Here is a 23,109-nt window from a genome sequence, read left to right as displayed (position 1 = left end):
GCCCTGCGCGCGCAGCACGGGCCGCGCTACCGGTGGCTGCTGATGGCCTCGCTGATGGTCGGGACCATGGCGTCGATCATGTCGTCCACGGTCGTGAACGTCGCCATCCCCGACATGAGCCACCACTTCGGCCTGAACCAGGAGCGGGCCCAGTGGGTCAGCTCCGGCTTCATGGTCGCGATGACCGTGTCGATGCTGACCACGCCCTGGCTGCTCGCGCGCTTCGGCTACCGCCGCACCTACGTGGGCACCATGCTGCTGCTGCTCACGGGCGGCATCGCCGGCGGCGTCGCGGCCTGGTATCCGCTGGTGCTCGGCGCGCGCGTCGCCGAAGGGCTGGCGGCGGGCGTCGTCCAGCCCATTCCCGCGATCATCATGCTGCGCGCCTTCGAGCCCAGCGAGCAGGGACGCGCCAGCGGCGTCTTCGGCATGGGCGTGGTGCTGGCGCCGGCGCTCGGCCCCAGCATCGGCGGCGTGCTGGTGGACTGGTTCGGCTGGCGCTCGATCTTCTTCCTGGTCGTGCCCTTCTGCCTGCTGTCGATCTGGCTCGCCTACCGCTTCGTGCCGACCAGCGCGCCGGGCGGCGCCGAGGCGCAGAAGGGCGGCACGCGCCTGGACTGGCGCGGGCTGCTGCTGGGGAGCGCGGGCACGCTGTGCCTGCTCAACGGCCTGGTGGAAGTGCGCGGCGGAGACCCGCTGCTGGCCGGCGGCCTCATCGGCGCGGCGCTGCTCGCGCTGGCGATCATGATCGTGTGGCTGCGCCGCGCGCGGCGCACCGGCCAGGCGGCGCTGATGAACCTGGACCTGTTCGGCTTCCGCACCTACGCCTTCGGCAGCCTGTGCGCCTTCATCTACGGGATCGCGCTGTTCGGGTCCACCTACCTGCTGCCCGTGTACATGCAGGTCGCGCTCATGCTGCCGGCCTCGCACGTGGGCACCATCCTGCTGCCCTCCGGCATCGTGCTGGCCATCACCATCGGCATCGCCGGGCGGCTGGTCAACCGCATCCCCACCTACGTGATGGTGAGCGGCGGGCTCGCGCTGCTGGCCGCGTCCTTCGCGCTGATGCCCACCGTGGGGCTGCAGACCGGGCTGTGGGTGCTGGTGGCCTGGGCCACGCTGGGACGCATCGGGCTGGGCTTCATCCTGCCTTCGCTGAACCTCGGCGCGCTGCGCTCGCTCGACAAGGCGTTGGTCCCGCAGGGCGCGAGCGCCATCAACTTCCTGCGCATGCTGGGCGGCGCCACCGGCGTGAGCCTCTGCGCGATCGTGCTGGAGTCGCGGCTGGCGGCGCACGGCGACTCGCTGGCCCACCAGGGCACCAGCCTCGCGCGGCTGGCCGCGTTCAACGAGACCTTCCTGCTGCTGGCCGGGGTCTGCGCATTGGCCGTGCTGGCGGCATGGCAGCTGCGCGAGTCGCCCCGCCGCCGCGCGACGCCGGAATAATCGCGTCATGTGCCAGTTGCTGGGGATGAACTGCAACACGCCGACCGACGTGACGTTCAGCTTCGCCGGCTTCGCCCAGCGCGGCGGCCGCACCGACCACCACGCCGACGGCTGGGGCATCGCCTTCTTCGAGGGCAAGGGCCTGCGCCACTTCGTGGACCACCAGCCGGCCTGCGAGTCGCCGGTGGCCGAGCTGATCCGCCGCTATCCCATCAAGAGCCGCCACGTCGTCGCGCACATCCGCAAGGCGACGCAGGGCGAGATCGCGCTGCAGAACTGCCATCCCTTCGTGCGCGAGCTGTGGGGGCGCTACTGGGTGTTCGCCCACAACGGCGACCTGCAGGACTTCCATCCGCGCCTGCACGCGCACTTCCGCCCGGTCGGCAACACCGACAGCGAGCGCGCCTTCTGCTGGCTGCTGCAGGAACTGTCGAAGTCGCACGCGGGCGTGCCGAGCGTGCAGGAACTGACGTTGACGCTGCGCGAGCTCACGCCGCGCATCGCGAAGCACGGACGCTTCAACTTCCTGCTGTCCAACGGCGACGCGCTGTGGGCGCACTGCTCCACCCACCTCTGGTACGTGGAGCGCAGGCATCCGTTCACGCATGCACAGCTCGCCGACGAGGACCTGAGCATCGACTTCGCCCAGCACACCTCGCCGACCGACAAGGTGGCGGTGGTGGTGACGGCGCCGCTGACCGTCAACGAGACCTGGACGCCCTTCGCCCCGGGCGAGTTGAAGGTGTTCGTGGACGGGCAGGCCCGCTAGATCACCGTCCGGTCCCGGTCGACCGCTTCCTCCAGCGCATCGAGGAACATCGCCGGGACGTCGAAGCCCGTCTGCTGCGTGATCTCCTGGAAGCAGGTGGGGCTGGTGACGTTGATCTCGGTGAGGCAGTCGCCGATCACGTCCAGGCCGATCAGCAGCAGGCCGCGGCCGGCCAGCAGCGGGCCGATGGTCTCGGCGATCTCGCGGTCGCGCTCCGTGATCGGCTGGGCCACGCCCTTGCCGCCGGCGGCAAGGTTGCCGCGGATCTCGCTGCCCTGCGGGATGCGCGCCAGGCAGAAGGGCACGACGCGCCCGCCGATCACCAGCACGCGCTTGTCGCCCTGGGTGATCTCCGGCACGAAGCGCTGCACCATGATCGTGGTGGCGCCGTGGTGGTTGAGCGTCTCGATGATGGAGCCGAGGTTCAGCCCCTCCGGCCCGACGCGGAAGATGCCCATGCCCCCCATGCCGTCGAGGGGCTTGAGGATGATCTCGCCGTGCTCCTCGTGGAAGCGCCGCACCTCGTCGGCCGAACGCGTCACGAGCGTCGGGCTCACGAACTGCGGGAACTCCATGATCGCGAGCTTCTCGGGGTGGTCGCGCAGCGACGCCGGCCGGTTGAACACCTTCGCGCCCTCGCGCTGCGCCTGCTCCAGCAGGTGCGTGGCGTAGAAGAACTCGTCGTCGAAGGGCGGGTCCTTGCGCATCAGCACGGCGTCGAACGCGCGCAGTTCGCGCACCTCGGTGCGGTCCACGCGGAACCAGGCCTCGGGATCGCCCGTGAGCGTGATCTCGCGCACCGGCGCGTGCACCCGGCCGCCGGAGCGCCAGGTCAGGTGGCGCGGCTCGCAGGCGGCCACGCGGTGGCCGCGCCGCTGCGCCTCGCGCATCATCGAGAAGGTCGTGTCCTTGTAGACCTGGAAGGCTTCCAGGGGGTCGGCGACGAAGAGGATGTTCATTGCCCGGAACTGTCGCACAAGTCGGACGGGCCGGCATCGCCGGCGCCTTCCGGCCCTGCCGGGCAGCGGGCCGGACGCCCCGCCCTCAGCGCACCGCCTCGCCCTGCCGCCCGAAGCGCAGGGCGCCGTCGCGCAGCGGCGACCACTTCAGCGTGAACAGGTCGCGCAGGTAGTTCTGGTGGATGCGCCAGGGCTTGCGCGAGCCCTGCCGCGGCAGCTCGCCGGCGGCGCGCTGGATGTAGCCCGATTGCAGGTCCAGCGCCGGCCGCGTCGGCCCGGCGTCGCCCCCGTGCACCGGGACGCAGACGTCGAGGCGGTGCGCCGCCATGTAGTTCAGCATGCGGCAGACCTGGCGCGCGATCAGCTCCGCCTTGAGCGTCCAGGAGGCGTTGGTGTAGCCCATCGCCAGGGCGAGGTTGGGCACGCCGGCCAGCATCATGCCCTTGTACGAGAGCGCCTCGCCCACCTGCACGGGGCGGCCGTCCACGGCCAGCCGCGCCCCGCCGAACAGCTGCAGCCTGAGGCCCGTGGCGGTGATGACGATGTCGGCCGGCAACTCCTCGCCGGAGGCGAGCCGCAGGCCCGCCGGCGTGAAGGACGCGATCTCCCCGGTGACCACGGAGGCTTGGCCGGACCGGAAGGCCTGGAACACGTCGGCGTCCGGCGCGATGCACAGGCGCTGGTCCCAGGGCGCGTAGCGCGGTTGCAGGTGTTCGGCGGCGAGGCCGCTGCGCTCCCGCGCCTGCGCCACCAGCCAGCGTCCCACCCCGCGCGGCCAGCGGCGGGCGAGCTGGAACAGGGCCGTGGACAGCAGGATGTTCTTCCAGCGGATCAGCCGGTAGGCGCCGCGGCGCGGCAGGAGCTTCTGCAGCGCGCGCCCGATCGGGTCGCGCCCGGGCAGCGCGAGGATGTAGCTCGGCGAGCGCTGCAGCATGGTCACGTGCGCCGCCCGCGCCGCGAGCGAGGGGATCAGCGTGATCGCCGTCGCGCCGCTGCCGATCACCACCACGCGCTTGCCGGTGCAGTCCAGGTCGGCCGGCCAGTGCTGCGGGTGCACGATGCGGCCGGCGAAGGCATCGCGCCCGGGCCACTGGGGCTCGTGCCCGCGCCCGTAGTCGTAGTAGCCGCTGCAGAAGAACAGGAAGCGGCAGGTGAAGCGCCGCGGCGTGCCGTCCGCATCCACCTGCACCGTCCAGCGCGCGCTGGCCGTGTCCCAGTCGGCGGCCGTGACGCGGTGGCGGAAGCGGATGCGCGGCAGCAGGCCCTCCTCGCGCGCGGTCTCGCGGATGTAGTCGCGGATGGCGCCGCCCTCGGCGATGAAGGCGTCGCTGGTCCAGGGCCGGAAGGTGAAGCCCAGCGTGAACATGTCGGAGTCGGAGCGGATGCCGGGATAGCGGAACAGGTCCCAGGTGCCGCCGATCGCGTCGCGCCCTTCCAGCACGACGAATCTGCGGTCCGGGCACTCCCGCCGCAGGTAGTGGGCCGCGGCCACGCCGGAGATCCCGGCGCCGACCACGACCACGTCGAACTCCGTGGGCGTGCTGGTGGACATGGCCCTCCTCAGGCGGTGCGCAGGCGGCGCACCTGGCGCACCAGCAGCGGCTGGTAGCCGGCGCCGAGCACCCGCGCCATGATATCCAGCGCCCGGGTGTCCGGCCCGACCAGCAGGCGGCGGGCATTGCGCCGCACGCCCGCGAGGATGCGGCGCGCCGCGGCCTCCGGCGTGGTGGTCTGGATCAGGCGCTCGGAGCGGCGGCGGAAGCCTTCCTCGTCGGTGCCCATCAGGGCGGGGATGCCCGCACCCAGCCGCTGGGCGCGGGCGATGTTCGTTGCCACGCCTCCGGGATGCACGCAAGTCACGCCCACCGGCGCGCCTTCCAGTTCCAGCTCCATGCGCAGGGCCTCGGTGTAGCCCCGCACGGCGAACTTGCTGGCGTTGTAGGCCGACTGCGTCGGCATCGCGACGATGCCGAAGATGCTGGACATGTTCACGACGTGGCCCTCGCCGCTCGCGCGCAGGTGCGGCAGGAAGGCCTGGGTGCCGTGCACCACGCCCCAGAAGTTGATGCCCATCAGCCAGTGGAAGTCGTCGATGCGCACCGACTCGGCGGCGGCCGCGAGCGCGACGCCGGCGTTGTTGACGAGGAGGTTCACCTGGCCGTGCGCGGCGCGGCAGGCGTCCGCCCAGGCGACGACGCCGCCCCGGTCGGCCACGTCCACCCGCGCTGTCGTGCAGCTGGCCCCTTCGGCCTGCACCAGCTGCGCCGTCCGCGCCAGGCCCTCCGGGTCCACGTCGCTGAGGGCCAGGCGCGCGCCGGCCCGCGCGAGCTCCAGCGCCAGGGCCCGGCCGATGCCGGAGCCCGCGCCGGTGATCGCCGCGACCTTGCCGCGCAGCTCCTTCACCGCCTCAGATCTCCACCTTGCTGCCCAGCTCCACCACGGCGTTGCTGGGGAGGTTGAGGAACTCCGCCGCCGCGCCGGCGTTGTGGTGCATCTGCGCGAACAGCTTCTCGCGCCAGCGCGCCATGCCGCCGCCGATGGTGGGGACCACCACGTCGCGCGACAGGAAGTAGCTGGTGGTCATGGGCTCCAGCTCGCAGCCGCGGGTGCGGATCTGCTCCAGCGCGCGCGGCACGTCGGGGTCGTTCTTGAAGCCGTAGTGCAGGGTCACCTGCCAGCAGTCGTGCCCCAGCGCCTCGATCTCGGCGCGCTTGTCCAGCCCGACCCAGGGCACCTCGTGGTTGCGCACGGTGACGAACACGTTGTGCTCGTGCAGCACCTTGTTGTGCTTCAGGTTGTGCAGCATCGCGTTGGGCACCGTGCCCGGCTCCGCGGTCATGAACACGGCCGTGCCCGGCACGCGCAGCGGCGGCGCCTCGAAGACCGAGGCGAGGAAGCTGCGCAGGTCGATCGCGTCGGTGCGCAGCTTCTCGTTGAGGATGGCGCGGCCCTGCTTCCAGGTCATCATCAGCGTGAAGATGCCGCCGCCGATCAGCAGCGGGAACCAGCCGCCGTCCACCAGCTTCAGCAGGTTGGAGCTGAAGAAGGCGAGGTCCACGACGAAGAAACAGCCGGTGGCGGCGATGCACAGCGCCAGCGGGTAGCCCCAGCCGAAGCGGATCACGAAGAAGGTGAGCGTGGTCGTGATCAGCATGTCCAGCGTGACGGCGATGCCGTAGGCCGCGGCCAGGTTGCTGGAGGAGCGGAACATCACGACGGCGAGGACGATCGCGGCGAACAGCCCCCAGTTCACGGCCGGCACGTAGATCTGGCCGGTGTCGCGCACGCTGGTGTGCTGGATGTTCAGGCGCGGCAGGTAGCCCAGCTGCACCACCTGCTTGGTGACGCTGAAGGCGCCGGTGATCAGCGCCTGCGAAGCGATCACCGTCGCCAGGGTGGCCAGCAGCACCAGCGGCAGCAGCGCCCACGGGGGCGCCAGCATGTAGAAGGGGTTCTTCACCGCCTCCGGCCGGGCCAGCAGCAGCGCGCCCTGGCCGAAGTAGTTGAGCGTGAGCGCCGGCATGGCGATGGTGAACCAGGCCAGGCGGATCGGCTTCTTGCCGAAGTGCCCCAGGTCCGCGTAGAGGGCCTCCGCCCCGGTGACGCACAGCACCACGGCACCCAGGATGATGAAGCTGGTGCCGGGCTGCTCCCACATGAAGCGCAGCGCGTACAGCGGGCTGAGCGCCTTCAGGATCTCGGGGTGCCGCACGATGTGCGACACGCCCAGGGCGGCGATCGTGACGAACCAAACCAGCGTGACCGGGCCGAAGAAGCGGCCGATGCCGCCCGTGCCGCGCTTCTGCACGATGAAAAGCGCCAGCAGGATCAGCAGCGTCAGCGGGATCACCCAGTCGGCGAAGCGCGGCGACACGACCTCCAGGCCCTCGACGGCCGAGAGCACCGAGATCGCCGGCGTGATCACGCCGTCGCCGTAGAAGAGCGAGGTGCCGAAGATGCCCACCCCCAGCAGGGCGCGGCGAAGGCGCGGCTTCTCCTTCACCGCCTGCGAGGCCAGCGCGAGCATGGCGATCAGCCCGCCCTCGCCGTTGTTGTCGGCGCGCAGGACCAGCAGCACGTACTTGATCGAGACGATGACCGTCAGCGTCCAGAAGAAGATGGACAGGATCCCGTAGACGTTCGGGATCGTGAACGGCACGTGCCCGCCGCCGAACACTTCCTTGACGGCGTACAGGACGCTGGTGCCTATGTCACCGTAGACGACACCGATGGCGCCGAGGGTCAGCGCCGCGAGCGAGGATTTCGAGTTCTGCACCGGTGGGCCCCGTCCCGTGGACAGGGAGCGGGCGGGGTCTTCAGTTCGGGAGGCGTATTGTGCGCCAGCCTACTCGTAGACCTCGGCCTCGGGGTCCGTGGCTTCCAGCTCGTAGCTGGCGGCCACCGTCGCCAGCCGGCCGATCACGCCGTACATGTAGAAGCGGTTGGGGGCGCTGGCGCCCGGCTTCTGTCCGGGTTGAGGTAAGCGCGTACTCTCCGCGAAAGCCAGCGGGACGAAGCTCGCGCCTGGCGCGTTCAGGTTCTCGTCGGTGCCGCGCTCGGCGTGGATGCGGTAGAAGCCGCCCACCACGTAGCGGTCCATCAGGTAGACGACCGGCTCGGCCACGGCCTCGTTGATCCGCTCGGCGGTGAGCACGCCTTCCTGGATGATCACGTCGGTGATGGCCTGCCCGGTCTTGACCACCGGCGGCTTGTTCTTCGGGCGCTGCCGCAGCGCCTCGAGGTCCTTCACGTCGCGCACGGTCATGATGCCCATGCCCGAGGTGCCGTTGTCCGCCTTGACCACCACGAACGGCTTCTCGTTGATGCCGTATTCCTTGTACTTCTTGCGGATCTTCGCCAGCAGCGCGTCGACGTTGGTGCGCAGGCACTCCATGCCTTCCTGCTTCTGGAAGTCGAGCTCGCCGCAGCGGTTGAACAGCGGGTTCACCAGCCAGGGATCGATGCCCAGCATCTTGCCGAAGCGCTTGGCCACCTCCTCGTAGCTCTGGAAGTGGCGGCTCTTGCGCCGCACCGACCAGCCGGCGTGCAGCGGCGGCAGCAGGTACTGCTCGTGCAGGTCCTCCAGGATGCCGGGGGCGCCCGCCGTCAGGTCGTTGTTCAGCAGGATGGTGCAGGGGTCGAAGTTCTTCAGGCCGAGGCGGCGCTTGCCGCGCACCACCGGCTCCAGCGTCACGCTCTCGCCGTGCGGCAGGTCGATGGTGGTGGCCTTCTTGATCGCCGGGTCGATCGAGCCGACGCGCACGTTCAGGCCGGCCATGCGGAAGATCCGCTGCAGCTGCACCACGTTGCTCAGGTAGAAGCTGTTGCGCGTGTTCTCCGGGATCACGAGCAGGTTCTTGGCCTCGGGGCAGATCTTCTCCACCGCCGCCATCGCCGCCTGCACGGCCAGCGGCAGCATCTCGGGCGTCAGGTTGTTCCAGCCGCCCGGGTACAGGTTGGTGTCCACCGGCGCCAGCTTGAAGCCGGCGTTGCGGATGTCCACCGAACAGTAGAAGGGCGGCGTGTGCTCCATCCACTCCAGCCGGAACCAGCGCTCCACGGCCGGCATGGACTCGAGGATTCGTTGCTCGAGTTCGTTGATCGGGCCCGTGAGGGCCGTGATGAGATGGGGAACCATGCGGTCCTCTTGTTGTTGCCGTTGACGCGGCTCAGGTCCGCACTTCGCCTTCGCCCAGCACGATCCACTTGAGGGACGTGAGGCCTTCGATGCCCACGGGGCCGCGGGCGTGGAACTTGTCCGTGCTGATGCCGATCTCGGCGCCCAGCCCGTATTCGAATCCGTCGGCGAAGCGCGTGCTGGCGTTCACCATGACGCTGGCCGAGTCCACCTCGCGCAGGAAGCGCTGCGCGTGCACGTGGTCGCGGGTGAGGATGGCGTCGGTGTGGTGCGAGGAGTAGCGGTTGATGTGGGCGATCGCCTCGTCGATTCCCTCCACCACCTTGATGCTGATGATCGGCGCCAGGTATTCCTCGGACCAGTCCTGTTCGCTCGCTTCCTTCAGTTGCGCGCCCGCGACCTGCTGCAGGATCGCCCGGGACTCGGGGTCGCAGCGCATCTCCACGCCCTTGGCGGCGAAGATCGCGCCGATCTCCGGCAGGAATTCGCGCGCCACGGGCCGCGCGACCAGCAGGCTCTCGGTGACGTTGCAGGGGCTGTACTTCTGCGTCTTGGCGTTGTCGGTCACGCGCACGGCCATCGCGAGGTCGCAGGGGTCGTCGACGTAGGTGTGGCAGTTGCCGTCCAGGTGCTTGATGACGGGCACCTTCGCCTCGCGGCTGATGCGCTCGATCAGGCCCTTGCCGCCGCGCGGGATGATCACGTCCACGTACTCGGGCATGGCGATCAGGTGGCCGACGGCCTCGCGGTCCGTGGTCTGCACCAGCTGCACCGCCTCGGCCGGCAGCCCGGCCTGCTGCAGCGCCTGCTGCACCAGGCGCGCCAGGGCCTTGTTGGATTCGATCGCCTCGGAGCCGCCGCGCAGGATGCAGGCGTTGCCGCTCTTGATCGACAGGCTGGCCGCCTCGATGGTCACGTTGGGACGGCTCTCGAAGATCATGCCGAACACGCCGATCGGCACCCGCATCCGGCCCACGCGGATGCCGCTGGGCTGCTGCTGCATGCCGATCACCTCGCCGACGATGTCGGGCATGGCGGCGAGCTGCTCGCAGCCCAGGGCCAGCGTCTCCAGCACCTTCGGCGTGAGCTTCAGGCGGTCGACCATGGGCGCGGCCAGGCCGGCGGCGGTGGCGCGGGCGATGTCCTTGGAGTTTTCGGCCTGCAGGGGCTCCGCCTGGCTGCGCAGCAGGCCGGCCAGGGCGCGCAGGGCGTCCGCCTTGCGCGCCGCCGAGGCCGAGGCCATGCGCGCGGACGCCTCCCGGGCCTGCAGGCCCAGGCCGTGCATCTGTTCGGCGATGTTGAGCGCGTTCATGGGGTGATTATCCCCTCGGCCTGTGGGGGGCGCCCGGCGTGGGGGCAGGCGCGACGGCCAGGCACAGGTCCATCGCCAGCTTGTGCAGCGCCTGCCAGCCGTTGGACGGCCAGCCGGGGGTCTTCAGGCCCTTGACGATGCCGTCGACCACGTGGGCGCCGTGCAGCAGGTTGTCCAGCACGATCGGCGTCAGGCGCGGCAGCACCCGCTCGAACAGCTTTTCCTTGAGGCCCCAGACCCGCTGCTCGCGCAGCGCGACCGGCAGCGGCCGGCCGGCCGCCAGCGCGTCCTTCACTCGCTTGAGCGCGCGGATGTCCTCGGCCAGCGTGTAGTGCACCAGCACCTCGGCCTCGCCCTCCGCCTGCAGGCCGTCCAGCATGCGCTGCACCCGCGCCACCTGGCCGGCCAGCACCGCCTCGGACAGCTTGAAGACGTCGTAGCGGGCGACGTTCAGCACGGCGCTTTCCACCTGCTCGAAGCGCAGCTCGCCCGGCGGGTGCAGCAGCGCGAGCTTCTGGATCTCCTGGTGCGCGGCCAGCAGGTTGCCCTCCACGCGGTCGGCGAAGAACTGCAGCGTGCGCTGGCCCTCCTCGCCGGCGGCGACCTTCTGGCCCTGCTGCGCGAGCCGCTGCGAAATCCACTGCGGCAGCGCGTTGCGCTCCACCGGCTGGACCTCGATGGCGACGCCGGCGCCTTCCAGGGCGGCGAACCAGGCGGACTTCTTCGTCGCGAAATCCAGCCGGGGCAGCAGCACCAGGGTCAGCGTGCTGTCGTTGCCGGCGGCGCCCTCGGCCACCTGCTGCAGGGCGGCGCTGCCGTCCTTGCCCGGCTTGCCCGAGGGGATGCGGATCTCGACGATCTGCCGGTCGGCGAACAGGCTCAGCGACCCGCCCGCCGCCAGCACGGCGCTCCAGTCGAAGTGGGCGCCCGCGACCGTGTGGACGCTGCGCTCGGTGTAGCCCTGCGCCCGCGCCGCCGCGCGGATCGCGTCCGCAGCCTCCTGCACCAGCAGCGGCTCGTCGCCGTGCAAGGTGTAGAGGGGTCGCAGGCCGCGTTGGAGGTGCGGGGTCAGTTGGGCGGCAGCGAGCTGCATGGGCGCGAGTTTAGCGGGCGCCCTTCGGTGGGGTTCGCTCCGCTCACCTGCCGCGGCCGCGGCCGCGCCACCCTACATGGGAGTGCGTCGTTGCGTAGGGTGGCGACGGCCGCAGGCCGGCGGACGGTGAGCGCAGCGAACCCCACCGTCACGCCAATCCCAGCTCCCGATGCCGCTGGCGCGCCACGCGGTGGAAGGCGTCCACCGCCCGGTCCATCAGCTCGTAGGTGATCGTCAGCGGCGGCGCGAAGCGGATCACGGTGTCGTGCGTTTCCTTCGACAGCACGCCCTCGGCCGCCAGCCGCTCCACCAGGTCGCGGGCCGTGGTGCAGGAAGGCTCGATGTCCACGCCGATCCAGAGCCCGCGGCCGCGCACGTCGCGGATCAGCGGCGCCAGTTCGGCCTGCACTTCGCGCAGGCGGCGCAGCAGGTAGGCGCCCTTCTCGGCGCAGTGCGCCACCAGGCCTTCCTCCTCCAGCACCTTCAGCCCTTCCAGCGCCACGGCCGCGGCGAGCGCGTTGCCGCCGAAGGTGGAGCCGTGGCTGTTCGGGATGAACACCTGCATCACCGCCTCGTCGGCGCAGAAGGCGCTCACCGGCAGCAGGCCGCCGCCCAGCGCCTTGCCCAGGATCAGGCCGTCGGGCCGGATCCCCTCCTGCTCGAACGCGAACCAGGTGCCCGTGCGGCCCAGGCCGGCCTGCACCTCGTCGTCGATCAGCAGGACGCGGTGCGCGTCGCACCAGGCCCGCAGTTCCCGGAAGAAGCCGGCGGGGGGCAGGCGGATGCCCGCCTCGCCCTGGATCGGCTCGATCAGCACGGCGCAGGTGTGCTCGCTGGCCGCGGCCTCCAGGCTCGCCATGTCGCCGTAGTCGAAGTGCTGGAAGCCCCCGTCGAAGGGGCCGAAGCCCTCGCGGTACTCCTCCTCGCTGGAGAAGCCGATGATCGTGCTGGTGCGGCCGTGGAAGTTGCCGCGGGCGACCAGGATGCGCTGCTGCCCGTCCGGGATGCCCTTGACGCGGTGGCCCCAGCGGCGCGCGCACTTGATCGCCGTCTCCACCGCCTCGGCCCCGGTGTTCATGGGCAGCGCGCGCTCGAAGCCGGTGAGCTGGCTCAGTTTCTCCAGCAGCGGGCCCAGCGTGGTGCCGTAGTAGGCGCGGGACATCACCGCCACCTTCTCCATCTGGCGCTGGGCCGCCGCCACGATGCGCGGATGCAAATGCCCGTGGCTCACCGAGGAGTACGCGCTCATCATGTCGATGTACTCGCGGCCCTCCACGTCCCACACCAGGCAGTCGCGGGCGTGGTCCACGACCACCGGCACCGGCGCGTAGTTGCGCGCGCCGTAGCGCGCCTCGCGGGCGATGAAGGCCTGGGTGGCGGAGGTTCCGGTGGCGTCCATGCGAAGGCTCCTGTGCTGCCAGGAGGCAAGGTTCCCATCCGGCGGCGCACGGCGCTGTAGGACGCCTGTGCGGCGCGGTGCAGGCCCGGCGAGGACGCCCGCCTGCGGTGCGTCTTACACCGGGTGCAGGGCGGAAAGCCGGCGCATGAGCTGCTGCACGATGTCGTCCTGCATGTCGCGGTACAGCAGCGAGGCCTCGGCCTCCTTCGCGAGCACGGCCTGCTCGTTGAAGCTCATGTCGCGGTGCTGCGTGAGCTCGGTCTCCGGCACCAGCTCCTGGCCGCCGGCGCTGCGGGCGCGGAAGCGCACGCGCAGCCGCAGCTGGAATTCGCGCACCTGCCCGCTGGCGTTCAGGCCGACGACCACCTTCTCGCGCTGCTCCTGCAGCAGGTCGAACACGACGCGGCCGCCGCGCACGGGCGGCACCGCCGGCGGCGGCGTCGCCGCGCCGCCCGTGGGGCTGGCCGGCGCGGGCGTGCGCAGCACCTGCACCTTGCCGCTGGCCGTGAGCGCGCGCGCCAGCTCCTTCGCCAGCGGCGAATCGGCCGGCGCATTCAGCAGCAGCGACTCGAAGCTGAAATCGGGCGCCTTGCGCAGCTGGAACCCGCAGCCGGCGAGCAGGGCCGCCGGCGCGAGCGCGAACAACGAGCGCCGCTTCATACGACCACGTTCACGAGGCGGCCGGGAACCACCACCACCTTCTTCGCGGGCGCGCCGTTCGCGAACTTCGCGAAGGCCTCGCTCGCCAGCGCGATCTTCTCGATCGCCGCCTTGTCGGCGCCGGCCGGCACCAGGATGGCGCCGCGCAGCTTGCCGTTCACCTGCAGCATCAGCTCCACCTCGTCCTGCACCAGCGCGCCCTCGTCCACCTGCGGCCAGGGGGCGTCCAGCAGCTCGCCCTGCGTGCCGGCGTAGCCCAGCTCGCGCCACAGCGTCCAGGTGAGGTGCGGTGTGGCCGGGTACAGCACGCGCAGCAGGATGCCGAAGCCCTCGCGCAGCGCGGCGTCGGCGCCCGCGTCGGCATCGGCCTTGTAGTCCTCCAGCGCATTGAGCATCTTCATCGCACCGGAGACGACGGTGTTGTACTGCATGCGCTGGTAGTCGTAGTCCACCTGGCGCAGCACCGTGTGGATCTCGCGGCGCAGCGCCTGGGCCGCCTTGCCGTAGCTCGCCGCCTTCGCGGGCGTGCCGGCGCCCAGCTTCGCGCCGAAGTTCCAGACCCGGCGCAGGAAGCGGTGGCTGCCTTCCAGCGCGGCGTCGTTCCACTCCAGCGTGGCTTCCGGCGGCGACGTGAACATCGTGTAAAGGCGCGCCGTGTCGGCGCCGTAGCGCTCGATCAGCTCCTGCGGGTCCACGCCGTTGTTCTTGGACTTGGACATGGTCGTCCAGCCCTCGTAGGTGACCGGCTGGCCGTCGGCCTTCGACTTCGCCGAGATCACCTTGGCGTGCTCGTCGCGCTCGATGTCCAGCTCGTGCGCCCAGAAGTACTGCTTGCCGGTGGTCGTGCGCGAGAAGGCCTCGTTGAGCACCATGCCCTGCGTCAGCAGCTTCGTGAAGGGCTCGTCGATCTTCACCAGCCCCAGGTCGCGCATGACCTTGGTCCAGAAGCGCGCGTACAGCAGGTGCAGGATCGCGTGCTCGATGCCGCCGATGTACTGGTCCATCGGCATCCAGTACTGCGTGCCCTCCGCGACCATCTTCTCGTCGTTGCGCGGGTCGCAGTAGCGCATGAAGTACCAGGACGAATCCACGAAGGTGTCCATGGTGTCGGTCTCGCGCCGGGCCGGCTTGCCGCACACCGGGCACTGGCAGGCGAGGAAGTCCTCGCGCTTGTTCAGCGGGTTGCCGCTGCCGTCGGGCACGCAGTCCTGCGGCAGGACCACGGGCAGGTCCTTCTCGGGCACCGGCACGGCGCCGTGCTCGTCGCAGTGGATGATGGGGATCGGCGTGCCCCAGTAGCGCTGGCGGCTGATGCCCCAGTCGCGCAGGCGCCAGGTGGTCTTCTTCTCGCCGAGCCCCTTCTGTTGCAGGTGGTGCGCGACGGCGTTCACCGCCTCCTGGTAGGGGAAGCCGCTGAAGATGTCGGAGTTGACGGTCACGCCGCGCTCCTTGTCGGCGTACCAGTCCTGCCAGCGCTGGTAGTCGTAGTCCTGGCCATCCACGTGCACCACCTGCACGATGGGCAGGCCGTACTTCAGGGCAAAGGCGAAGTCGCGCTCGTCGTGGCCCGGCACGCCCATGACCGCGCCGTCGCCGTAGCCCATCAGCACGTAGTTGCCGACCCACACGTCCACCGGCTCGCCGGTGATCGGGTGCGTGACCTGCAGGCCGGTCGGCATGCCTTCCTTTTCCTTCAGGGCCAGCTCCGCCTCGGTGGTGCCGCCCTTCTTGCACTCCTCGATGAAGGCCGCGAGCTTCGGGTCGGACTTCGCGGCGTGCGTGGCGAGCGGGTGCTCCGGCGCGACGGCGCAGAAGGTCACGCCCATGATCGTGTCGGCGCGCGTCGTGAAGACGTACATGCGGCCGTCGCCGATCAGCTGGCCGTCGTCGCCGCGGATCGCGTGCGGGAAGGCGAAGCGCACGCCCTCGCTGCGGCCGATCCAGTTCTCCTGCATCAGCTTCACGCGCTCGGGCCAGCCGCCCAGGTCTTCCTGCACGAAGCGCAGGAGTTCCTGCGCATAGTCGGTGATCTTCAGGTAGTAGCCGGGAATCTCGCGCTTTTCCACCACGGCGCCGGTGCGCCAGCCCTTGCCGTCGATCACCTGCTCGTTGGCGAGCACCGTCTGGTCCACCGGGTCCCAGTTCACCACCTGGGTCTTGCGGTAGGCGATGCCCTTTTCCAGCATCTTGAGGAACAGCCACTGGTTCCACTTGTAGTAGCTGGGGTCGCAGGTGGCGATCTCGCGCGACCAGTCGATGGCCAGGCCCATGGCCTGCATCTGGCCCTTCATGTACGCGATGTTCTCGTACGTCCACTTCGCCGGCGGCACGCCGTTCTTCAGCGCCGCGTTCTCCGCCGGCAGGCCGAAGGCGTCCCAGCCCATGGGCATCAGCACGTTGTAGCCGTTCATGCGCAGGTAGCGCGTCAACATGTCGTTGATCGTGTAGTTGCGCACGTGGCCCATGTGCAGCTTGCCCGAGGGATAGGGCAGCATGGAGCAGGCATAGAACTTCTTGCGCCCGGCCTCCTCCGTCACGCGATAGACGTCCCGCGCGGTCCATTCGGCCTGGGCCGCCTTCTCGACGGCCAGGTGGTTGTACTTGTCTTCCATGATCCGGAAATTGTAGGGCCGCGGCCGAAAGGCCACAGGGGAACGCAGAGGACGCAGAGGTTGCGCAGAGGACGCAAAGAAATTTCCTGGAATTCCTCTGCGCTCTCTGCGCAACCTCTGCGTCCTCTGCGTTCTAGAAGCGATGTGCGGCGATTACTTCGCCGGCTCCGCCACGAAGCCGATCCTCGACAGCCCTGCCTTGTTCGCCAGCCCCATGACTTCCACCACCCGCCCGTAAGGCACGGCCTGGTCGGCGCGCAGCTGGATTTCGGTGTCGGGGTTCTGCTTCGCGGTGGCGGCCAGCTGCTCGGCGAGCTTCGCCTTGTCCACGGGCTGGTCGTTCAGGAAGACCTGCCCCGCCGGGTCCAGGACCAGGGTCACGAAGCGCGGCGCCTCCGCCGGCTGCGTGCCTTCGGCCTTGGGCAGGTCCAGGCGGATCGAACTCGCCAACAGGGGGGCCGTGATGATGAAGATCACCACCAGCACCAGCATCACGTCGACCATCGGCGTGACGTTGATCTCGCTCATCGGCGGAGCGATCGGGGTGCGTTCCAGCCGGCCGAAGGCCATGGCTTCAGGCGGACGCCGGGCGGGCGCCGTGCGCCAGCAGCTCGCGCAGGTCGCGGGCGAAGCCTTCCAGGTCGGCTTCGATGCGGCCGATGCGCCGGCCGAAGACGTTGTAGCCCAGCACCGCGGGGATTGCGACGGCCAGGCCCGCGGCCGTCATGATCAGCGCCTCGCCGACCGGCCCGGAGACCTTGTCGATCGTGATCTGGCCGGCGTTGGCGATGCCGGTCAGCGCGTGGTAGATGCCCCAGACCGTGCCCAGCAGGCCCACGAAAGGCGCCGTGGAGCCCACGGTGGCCAGCAGCACCTGGCCGAACTGCAGCTTGTCGAGCACGCCGTGCAGCGCGTCGCGCAGCACCCGGGTGAGCTGCTGCGCCTTGTCGCCGGCGGCGGCCAGCGAACCAGCGGGCTGCTCCGCGGTCGCGGTGATCAGGGGCAGCACCAGCGATTCGCGGTCGAACGCCGCTACCTTCTGCCGCGCCTCGTCGACCGAGCCCGCCTGCCAGAACGCCGCCGTGCTGCGCGCGACGTCGGCGCCGGCGCGGCGCAGCAGCCAGGCCTTCCAGAGGATCACGACCCAGCTCGCCACGGACATGGCCAGCAACAGGAGCGCGACGCCCTGGGTGACCGCGTCGCCCTGGCGGAACAGGTCGGTGAAGCTCATGGATCCGCGCCTCAGCGCAGGCCGAGCACGTCGAACATGTCGAACAGGCCCTTGTCCTGCCCGGCCAGGAAGCGCACGGCGCGCAGGCTGCCCTGGGCGTAGGTGGCGCGGCTGGCCGACTTGTGGGTGATCTCGATGCGCTCGCCCGTGCCGGCGAACAGCACCGTGTGGTCGCCGACGATGTCGCCGCCGCGGATGGCCGAGAAGCCGATGGTGGACGGGTCGCGCTCGCCCGTGACCCCCTCGCGCGCGAACACGCCGCACTGCTTCAGGTCGCGGCCCAGCGCCTGGGCGATCACCTCGCCCATCTTCAGCGCCGTGCCGGAAGGCGCGTCCACCTTGTGGCGGTGGTGCGCCTCGATGATCTCGATGTCGTAGCCGGTGGAAAGCGCCTTGGCGGCCATCTCCAGCAGCTTGAGGGTGACGTTGACGCCCACGCTCATGTTGGGCGACAGCATGATGGCGATGTCGCGCGCGGCGTCGGCGATCTCGCGCTTCTGCGCCTCGCTGAAGCCGGTGGTGCCGATCACGGCCTTGACGCCGCGCTCGCGGCAGACCTTCAGGTGCGCCAGCGTGCCCTCGGGACGGGTGAAGTCGATCAGCACCTGGGCGTGGTCCAGGCCGGCGGCGATGTCGGCCGTGACCGGGATGCCGCTGGCATGGCCCAGGAAGGCCGCGGCGTCGTTGCCGATCGCGGGGCTGGAGGCGACGTCCAGCGCGCCGGCCAGGATGCAGTCGTCCGAGCCCTGGATGGCCTCGATCAGCATGTGGCCCATGCGCCCGGAGGCGCCCGCCACCGCGACCGCATGCCGCGTGCTGTGGGCCGGGGGCGGCTGCACCGCGCCGGCGACCGCCACGTTCCTCAATGCCTGCGTGCCCTTGCCCATGGCGTCCTCAGCGCGACGCCGGCTCGAGCGGCGGATAGTTGACGGGAGCGGCCGGCGCGGGAGGCTGCGCCGGCTGCGGCTCGGCCGCCGCCTGGCTGCGGCCCTGGAAGGCGCGCAGCTCCTCCTCGGTTGCCTCCAGGCGCGGCACCTTGCCGGTCTTGCGCTTCGTTTCCAGCGTCGTGACGAACTCGGACTCGCTGGGCATGGGGTCGCCCTCGACCCGGTCGAGCACGTCGTTGGCGAAGAAGACGGTGAGGCGGCGCTTCTGCGGCGCCACGCCCTGGCGCTTGAGCGTGAACACGTAGTCCCAGCGGTCGGCGTGGAACAGGTCCGTGATCAGCGGCGTGCCCAGCACCTGGCGCACCTGCTCGCGGGCCATCCCCTTCTGCAAGGCGTCCACCTGTTCCTTCGAGATGAAGTTGCCCTGCACGACTTCCACCTTGTAGGGGGTGACGGCATTGGCGAGGCGGCGGCCGGCGCCGTCCAGGGAGCCGCATCCCGTGGCGAGGACGACGGCCGCGGCGGCAGCCAGGACGAGGCGCGTCTGGCGCAGGGGCATGGCAGCGATGGCGGGGGGTGGGGATATGATCGGGCCATTGTAGCGGCAGCACCATGTCCAACATCGACGAACTCAAGAGCACCGGACTCAAGGCGACGCTGCCGCGCCTGAAGATCCTCGACGTGTTCCAGAAGGGCAACCAGCGCCACATGACGGCGGAGGACGTGTTCCGCGTGCTCCTGGAGGAGCGCTCGGACATCGGCCTGGCGACCGTGTACCGCGTGCTGACGCAGTTCGAGCAGGCGGGCATCCTGAGCCGCAGCCACTTCGAGAGCGGCAAGGCCGTGTACGAGCTGAACGAGGGCCAGCACCACGACCACCTGGTGTGCCTCGACTGCGGCCGCGTCGAGGAGTTCTACGACGCCGAGATCGAGAAGCGCCAGCACGCCGTCGCCAAGCTCAAGGGCTTCGACATCGCCGACCACGCGCTGAGCCTGTACGCGCGCTGCACCAAGGCCAACTGCCCGAACCGGCCGCCGAGGTAGCAAGGAAAGCGGACAGCCGGACGCAAAGGTCGCAAAGGTTGCGCAAAGGTCGCAAAAGAAACCTTTAAAGTCTTTTGCGACCTTGGCTGTTCTGCTTTTGCGACTTTTGCGTCCGGAAGTCCTGAATCCGGCTCAGGACCCCTTCTCCATCGCGCGGCGGTGCCGCTCGACGAATTCCTGGTAGGTGTCCACGCCCCGCAGCTGCAGGATCGTGTTGCGCACGGCCGCTTCCACCAGCACGGCCATGTTGCGACCTGCGACCACCGGGATCACCGCCTTGCGCACCGGCACGCCCAGCACGTCCTGCGTGAGCGGCTCGTAGGGCAGGCGTTCGTACTCGCGCTCCATGGTCTCGCGCCGCACCAGGTGAACGATCAGGCGCAGGCGCATCTTCCTCCGCACCGCCGTCTCGCCGAAGATCGCGCGGATGTCCAGCAGCCCGATGCCGCGCACCTCCAGCAGGTTCTGCAGCAGCTCGGGGCAGCGGCCCTCGATGGTGGTCTGGTTGACGCGGTACAGGTCCACCGCGTCGTCGGCGACCAGGCCGTTGCCGCGCGTGACCAGCTCCAGCCCCAGCTCGCTCTTGCCCAGGCCCGACTCGCCCGTGATCAGCACGCCCAGGCCCAGGATGTCCAGGAACACGCCGTGCATGGACGTGCGCTCGGCGAAGTGCTTGGACAGGTAGGCGCGCAGCACGTCGATCACGAAGGCCGAGGGCTCGTGCGTGGCGAACATCGGGATCTGCGCCCGCTCGCACATCGACAGCAGCGCGTCCGGCGCCACCTGGCTGTCGGTCAATACCAGCACCGGCGGCTCCAGCGTCACGATGCGGGCGATGCGGCGCGCGCAGTCCTCCTGCGTGGCGTTGGTCAGGTAGGCAACCTCGCGGGCGCCCAGGATCTGCACGCGGTAGGGATGGATGTAGTTCAGGTAGCCGACGAGGTCGGCGCCGGAGCGGGCGGCGCGCACCGCCACCTCGTCGAAGCGCCGCTCGGAGGCGCCGAGCCCGGCCACCCATTCCCACTTGAGCGTGGCGCGGTGGTCTTCGAACAGGACGTCGGCGCTGACGACGGTGGGCTTCAAGCGCGCGGGGGCCTCAGGACTGCGGCTGGGCGGACTGCCAGCCGGCGATGAGCTGGTGGAGCTGGGCGGCGTCGGGACTCGCCTTGATCTTCTCGCGCAGGGGCGCGTCGCTCAGCAGCTCGGCGATCTCGGAGAGGATCTCCAGGTGCTTCTGGGTGGCCGCTTCCGGCACCAGCAGGAAGATCAGCAGGTTGACCGGCTGTTCGTCGGGCGCGTCGAAGCCGATCGGGCTGGCCAGCTGGAACAGCGCCGCCATCGGCGCCTTCAGGCCCTTGATGCGGCCGTGCGGGATGGCCACGCCATGGCCCAGCCCCGTCGAGCCCAGCCGCTCGCGGGCGAACAGGCTGTCGGTGATCAGCGCGCGCGACAGGCCGTGCAGGTTCTCGAAGAGCAGCCCGGCTTCCTCGAAAGCGCGCTTCTTGCTGGTGGCGTCGACGCCGACCAGGACCTGGGCGGGCGGCAGGATGGACGCAAGGCGGTTCATGGTGAGTGGGCCGGATTATGCACGCCCCGGGTTGCACCGCACAAAAAGGACAAGGCCCCGCCCGGGGCCTTGTTTTCACCTTTACATGACGCGTTTGGGCGCGTCGCAGTGGTGGTCCTGCATGCGGGTCTTGTGCCGCCCGACCTGGCGATCGAGCTTGTCGACCAGTTCGTCCAGGGCCGCATAGAGATCGTGGTGGGCGCTCTCGGCGAACATCTCGCTGCCCTTCACGTGGATCTTGCATTCGGCGCGTTGCCTTCGTTCCTTCTCCTTCTGCTTGACGACGGTGAGCAGTACCTTGATGTCCACGACCTGGTCAAAGTGGCGGGTGATTCGATCGAGCTTGGTGGTCACGTAGTTGCGCAGGGCCGGGGTGACTTCGAGATGGTGACCGCTGATCGTCAGGTTCATGGAGCCTCCTGTTGCACTCGGTTGAGACGGCGCCGTTGCGGCGCGGGAAGGAACTGGAACTCTCTCGATGGATGCGGACCACTATGCCGCCCGCCTCCGCAAAAGTCCATTGATATCCCTCAATGCTCAGGCGCGAATTCATCGTCGCGCAGCGCGGCTTGCGCGGGCACGAAAACGAAACGGCCCCGCAGGGCCGCATTCGTGCTCGCAGGCGGGCGCGCCGCCCTGCGTGGTGTGCTCGTCGCTCAGCGCATGCGCCACAGCGCCGCGGCGTCCATGCGGTTCCAGGCGGAAGCGCACTTGGGATGCGGCTGCGCACCGGGCCGCTCGAGATTGGCATGCTCCACGCGATCGGCTTGCGGCTTGTCGCGCGGCGTGTCGTTGTAGCGGTTGGTGGACTTGGGTTCCCTGTACATGGTGACCTCCTTGCGCTCAGCTGCCGCTGTCGGCGGGCGCGCGCTTGGTTTCCTGCGGGGTCGAGACGCGTTCCACGTGGCGGCTGATGAACGGCCACGCATGGCCGTTGCGGCTGCGGCGCGCGGACGCGGGCTGGTCCTTCGCGTCGGCCGCGGCGGGACGCCAGTTCGAGCGGCTGGCATGCGGATCGGTCGCTAGCTGGATCATCTCGGCTCCTTTGCAGGTACTGCCGGACCGTGGTCCGGGGCGATGAAGTCAATGTAGGGGGGCCTCCTGAGCCGTGCTGTCGGACGTTCTGGCCCAGCCGTGTAGGATTTGTCCTGCGCCTCTGCAGTACTGCGCGTTTTCCCGCATGAGCCTTGAAACCGTCATCCACGAGGGGCTGGTGAAGCCCGCGCGCCCCGTGCGCGCCCTGGTCCTGATGGGTGGAGGCGCCCGTAGCGCCTACCAGGTGGGCGTGCTGGGCGCGCTGGCGACGATGCTGAGGCTGCATCCCGCCGGCGCCGAGACCTTCCCCTTCCAGGTGGTCGTGGGCACCTCGGCCGGCGCGCTCAACGCCGCCTACCTGGCGAGCGCCGCCAGCCGCGGGCTCGCCGCCTTCGAGGAGCTGCGCGGCTTCTGGTCCGGCCTGCACTGCGAGGACGTCTACCGCCTGGAGGCCCCGCTGTGGGTGCGCTTCAGCCGGCTGCTCGCGGCCGCCAAGCTCTGGGGGCACGCACGCCGCCGTGGCGCGGTGCTGGACACGATGCCGCTGGTGGACACGCTGCACCGCCGCATCTCCCTGGCCGGCATCGACGCCTCGCTGCAGGCCGGCGCGCTGGACGTCGTCGCGGTGACGGCCTCCAGCTACACGAGCGGCACCCACTGGACGTTCTGCCATACCGCCGACGACGCGCACCGCCGGCCCTGGAACCGCCCGGGCCGGCGCGCCGAATTCCAGCCGCTCACGATCGAGCACCTGATGGCTTCCAGCGCCATCCCCTTCCTGTTCCCGGCGACGCCGCTGTGGGTGGACGGCCGCCGGGAGTTCTTCGGCGACGGCTCCATGCGCCAGGTCTCGCCGCTGTCGCCGGCGATCCACCTCGGCGCGCACCAGGTGCTGGTGATCGGCGTCGGCCAGCCGGAACGCGCCGCGCTGGGCGCCACCCCCAACGGCGCGCCTGGCCTGGGCGGCATCGCGGCGCATGCCATGGCGAGCGTCTTCCACGACACGCTGCAGGCCGACGTGGAGCAGACCCAGCGGCTCGCGCGCACGCTCAACGAGCTGCCGCACGAGATCCGGGCCGTGCTGCCCTACCACCCCGTCGACGTGCTCGCGCTGCAGCCCAGCGAATCCCTGGACGGCGTGGCCCGCGCGCACCTGCGCCTGCTGCCCTCCGGCGTGCGCCGCGCCCTCGGTGGCCTGGGCGCCATGCGCAACGGCGGCGCCGGGCTGGCCAGCTACCTGCTGTTCGAGCCGGCCTTCGTCCAGGCCCTGGTGACGCTGGGCGAACGCGACGCCTACGCGCACAAGGCCGAGCTGCTCGCCTTCCTCGGTGCCGGCGCGGCATAATCGCCCATCCTTTTGCACGGAGCGCGCCGCGTGGAACCCGACCCTAGTCCCCGGCTTTCCGACTAATTGGGGTCAGATTCCAATTATTCGGAGAGCTGCACAACCTTCAGCC

At 70.1% G+C, this 23,109-nt stretch carries 23 protein-coding genes; 4 read left to right on the top strand and 19 right to left on the bottom strand.

Annotated elements, in window-relative coordinates; all coding sequences use genetic code 11:
* Nucleotides 1-42: 42 nt before the first annotated feature.
* Together ACY0MJ_RS18850 and ACY0MJ_RS18845 are read left to right on the top strand one after the other, a co-directional pair.
* Nucleotides 43-1,446, top strand: a complete 1,404-nt coding sequence (locus ACY0MJ_RS18850; RefSeq protein WP_462640122.1) for an MFS transporter — start codon at nt 43-45, stop codon at nt 1,444-1,446.
* Nucleotides 1,447-1,453: 7 nt separating this feature from the next.
* Nucleotides 1,454-2,215: a class II glutamine amidotransferase gene (locus tag ACY0MJ_RS18845; RefSeq protein WP_462640080.1), complete on the top strand. Its 762-nt coding sequence runs from the start codon at nt 1,454-1,456 to the stop codon at nt 2,213-2,215.
* Here ACY0MJ_RS18845 and gshB read toward each other — a convergent pair.
* The 14 genes from gshB to ACY0MJ_RS18775 form a co-directional block, all read right to left on the bottom strand.
* A complete protein-coding gene (gene gshB / locus ACY0MJ_RS18840; protein WP_462640079.1) occupies nt 2,212-3,174 on the bottom strand; it encodes a glutathione synthase in 963 nt (320 codons plus the stop codon). The genes ACY0MJ_RS18845 and gshB overlap by 4 nt on opposite strands.
* 85 nt (nt 3,175-3,259) lie before the next feature.
* Nucleotides 3,260-4,726 (bottom strand): flavin-containing monooxygenase, encoded by a 1,467-nt coding sequence (locus ACY0MJ_RS18835; protein ID WP_462640078.1) that lies wholly within the window; start codon nt 4,724-4,726, stop codon nt 3,260-3,262.
* A gap of 8 nt (nt 4,727-4,734) precedes the next feature.
* Nucleotides 4,735-5,577 carry an SDR family NAD(P)-dependent oxidoreductase gene (locus ACY0MJ_RS18830; RefSeq protein ID WP_462640077.1) on the bottom strand — a complete coding sequence of 281 codons (843 nt, stop codon included), beginning with the start codon at nt 5,575-5,577 and terminating at the stop codon, nt 4,735-4,737.
* 4 nt (nt 5,578-5,581) lie between these two features.
* Nucleotides 5,582-7,450, bottom strand: coding sequence for a potassium transporter Kup (locus ACY0MJ_RS18825; RefSeq protein WP_462640076.1), 1,869 nt, complete (start codon nt 7,448-7,450; stop codon nt 5,582-5,584).
* Between the two features lie 69 nt (nt 7,451-7,519).
* Nucleotides 7,520-8,812, bottom strand: a complete 1,293-nt coding sequence (gene gshA / locus ACY0MJ_RS18820; protein ID WP_462640075.1) for a glutamate--cysteine ligase — start codon at nt 8,810-8,812, stop codon at nt 7,520-7,522.
* Nucleotides 8,813-8,843: 31 nt separating this feature from the next.
* Complete coding sequence (locus tag ACY0MJ_RS18815) at nt 8,844-10,124, bottom strand: glutamate-5-semialdehyde dehydrogenase (RefSeq protein WP_462640074.1); 1,281 nt, start codon at nt 10,122-10,124, stop codon at nt 8,844-8,846.
* A gap of 7 nt (nt 10,125-10,131) precedes the next feature.
* Nucleotides 10,132-11,217: a DNA polymerase III subunit delta gene (gene holA, locus ACY0MJ_RS18810; protein WP_462640073.1), complete on the bottom strand. Its 1,086-nt coding sequence runs from the start codon at nt 11,215-11,217 to the stop codon at nt 10,132-10,134.
* Between the two features lie 148 nt (nt 11,218-11,365).
* On the bottom strand, nt 11,366-12,616 hold the full coding sequence (rocD, locus tag ACY0MJ_RS18805; RefSeq protein ID WP_462640072.1) for an ornithine--oxo-acid transaminase: 1,251 nt from the start codon (nt 12,614-12,616) through the stop codon (nt 11,366-11,368).
* Between the two features lie 114 nt (nt 12,617-12,730).
* Nucleotides 12,731-13,276: an LPS-assembly lipoprotein LptE gene (locus ACY0MJ_RS18800; protein ID WP_462640071.1), complete on the bottom strand. Its 546-nt coding sequence runs from the start codon at nt 13,274-13,276 to the stop codon at nt 12,731-12,733.
* Nucleotides 13,273-15,888 carry a leucine--tRNA ligase gene (gene leuS / locus ACY0MJ_RS18795; protein ID WP_462640070.1) on the bottom strand — a complete coding sequence of 872 codons (2,616 nt, stop codon included), beginning with the start codon at nt 15,886-15,888 and terminating at the stop codon, nt 13,273-13,275. Before leuS ends, ACY0MJ_RS18800 begins: the two co-directional genes overlap by 4 nt.
* 153 nt (nt 15,889-16,041) lie before the next feature.
* On the bottom strand, nt 16,042-16,458 hold the full coding sequence (locus tag ACY0MJ_RS18790; RefSeq protein WP_462640069.1) for an ExbD/TolR family protein: 417 nt from the start codon (nt 16,456-16,458) through the stop codon (nt 16,042-16,044).
* A 4-nt stretch (nt 16,459-16,462) separates the two neighbouring features.
* Entirely contained in the window at nt 16,463-17,119 is a 657-nt protein-coding gene (locus tag ACY0MJ_RS18785; RefSeq protein WP_462640068.1) for a MotA/TolQ/ExbB proton channel family protein, read from the bottom strand.
* 11 nt (nt 17,120-17,130) lie between these two features.
* Nucleotides 17,131-18,006, bottom strand: coding sequence for a 4-hydroxy-tetrahydrodipicolinate reductase (dapB, locus tag ACY0MJ_RS18780; RefSeq protein ID WP_462640067.1), 876 nt, complete (start codon nt 18,004-18,006; stop codon nt 17,131-17,133).
* Between the two features lie 7 nt (nt 18,007-18,013).
* The gene (locus tag ACY0MJ_RS18775; RefSeq protein ID WP_462640066.1) at nt 18,014-18,565 is read right to left on the bottom strand and encodes an outer membrane protein assembly factor BamE; all 552 of its coding nucleotides are present in this window, start codon (nt 18,563-18,565) and stop codon (nt 18,014-18,016) included.
* A gap of 53 nt (nt 18,566-18,618) precedes the next feature.
* On the opposite strand from ACY0MJ_RS18775, the gene fur reads away from it, so the two are divergent.
* The gene (gene fur, locus ACY0MJ_RS18770) at nt 18,619-19,050 is read left to right on the top strand and encodes a ferric iron uptake transcriptional regulator (RefSeq protein WP_462640065.1); all 432 of its coding nucleotides are present in this window, start codon (nt 18,619-18,621) and stop codon (nt 19,048-19,050) included.
* Nucleotides 19,051-19,182: 132 nt separating this feature from the next.
* On the opposite strand, the gene hprK is transcribed toward fur, so the two are convergent.
* The 5 genes from hprK to ACY0MJ_RS18745 all read right to left on the bottom strand — a co-directional run bounded on the left by hprK (nt 19,183) and on the right by ACY0MJ_RS18745 (nt 21,652).
* Nucleotides 19,183-20,133 carry an HPr(Ser) kinase/phosphatase gene (gene hprK / locus ACY0MJ_RS18765; protein WP_462640064.1) on the bottom strand — a complete coding sequence of 317 codons (951 nt, stop codon included), beginning with the start codon at nt 20,131-20,133 and terminating at the stop codon, nt 19,183-19,185.
* A gap of 13 nt (nt 20,134-20,146) precedes the next feature.
* A complete protein-coding gene (locus ACY0MJ_RS18760) occupies nt 20,147-20,617 on the bottom strand; it encodes a PTS sugar transporter subunit IIA (protein ID WP_462640063.1) in 471 nt (156 codons plus the stop codon).
* 81 nt (nt 20,618-20,698) lie between these two features.
* Nucleotides 20,699-21,028, bottom strand: coding sequence for a ribosome hibernation-promoting factor, HPF/YfiA family (gene hpf / locus ACY0MJ_RS18755; RefSeq protein ID WP_462640062.1), 330 nt, complete (start codon nt 21,026-21,028; stop codon nt 20,699-20,701).
* 245 nt (nt 21,029-21,273) lie between these two features.
* Nucleotides 21,274-21,444 carry a hypothetical protein gene (locus ACY0MJ_RS18750; protein WP_462640061.1) on the bottom strand — a complete coding sequence of 57 codons (171 nt, stop codon included), beginning with the start codon at nt 21,442-21,444 and terminating at the stop codon, nt 21,274-21,276.
* A gap of 16 nt (nt 21,445-21,460) precedes the next feature.
* Nucleotides 21,461-21,652 (bottom strand): hypothetical protein, encoded by a 192-nt coding sequence (locus tag ACY0MJ_RS18745; RefSeq protein WP_462640060.1) that lies wholly within the window; start codon nt 21,650-21,652, stop codon nt 21,461-21,463.
* A 145-nt stretch (nt 21,653-21,797) separates the two neighbouring features.
* Between ACY0MJ_RS18745 and ACY0MJ_RS18740 the strand changes: the two genes are divergently transcribed.
* The gene (locus ACY0MJ_RS18740) at nt 21,798-22,997 is read left to right on the top strand and encodes a patatin-like phospholipase family protein (protein WP_462640059.1); all 1,200 of its coding nucleotides are present in this window, start codon (nt 21,798-21,800) and stop codon (nt 22,995-22,997) included.
* The last annotated feature ends 112 nt before the right edge of the window (nt 22,998-23,109 follow it).

Source organism: Ramlibacter sp. bp-362, assembly GCF_054956735.1.
Note: the sequence above shows the minus strand (reverse complement) of the source record. Positions and strands in the feature narration are given on the sequence as shown.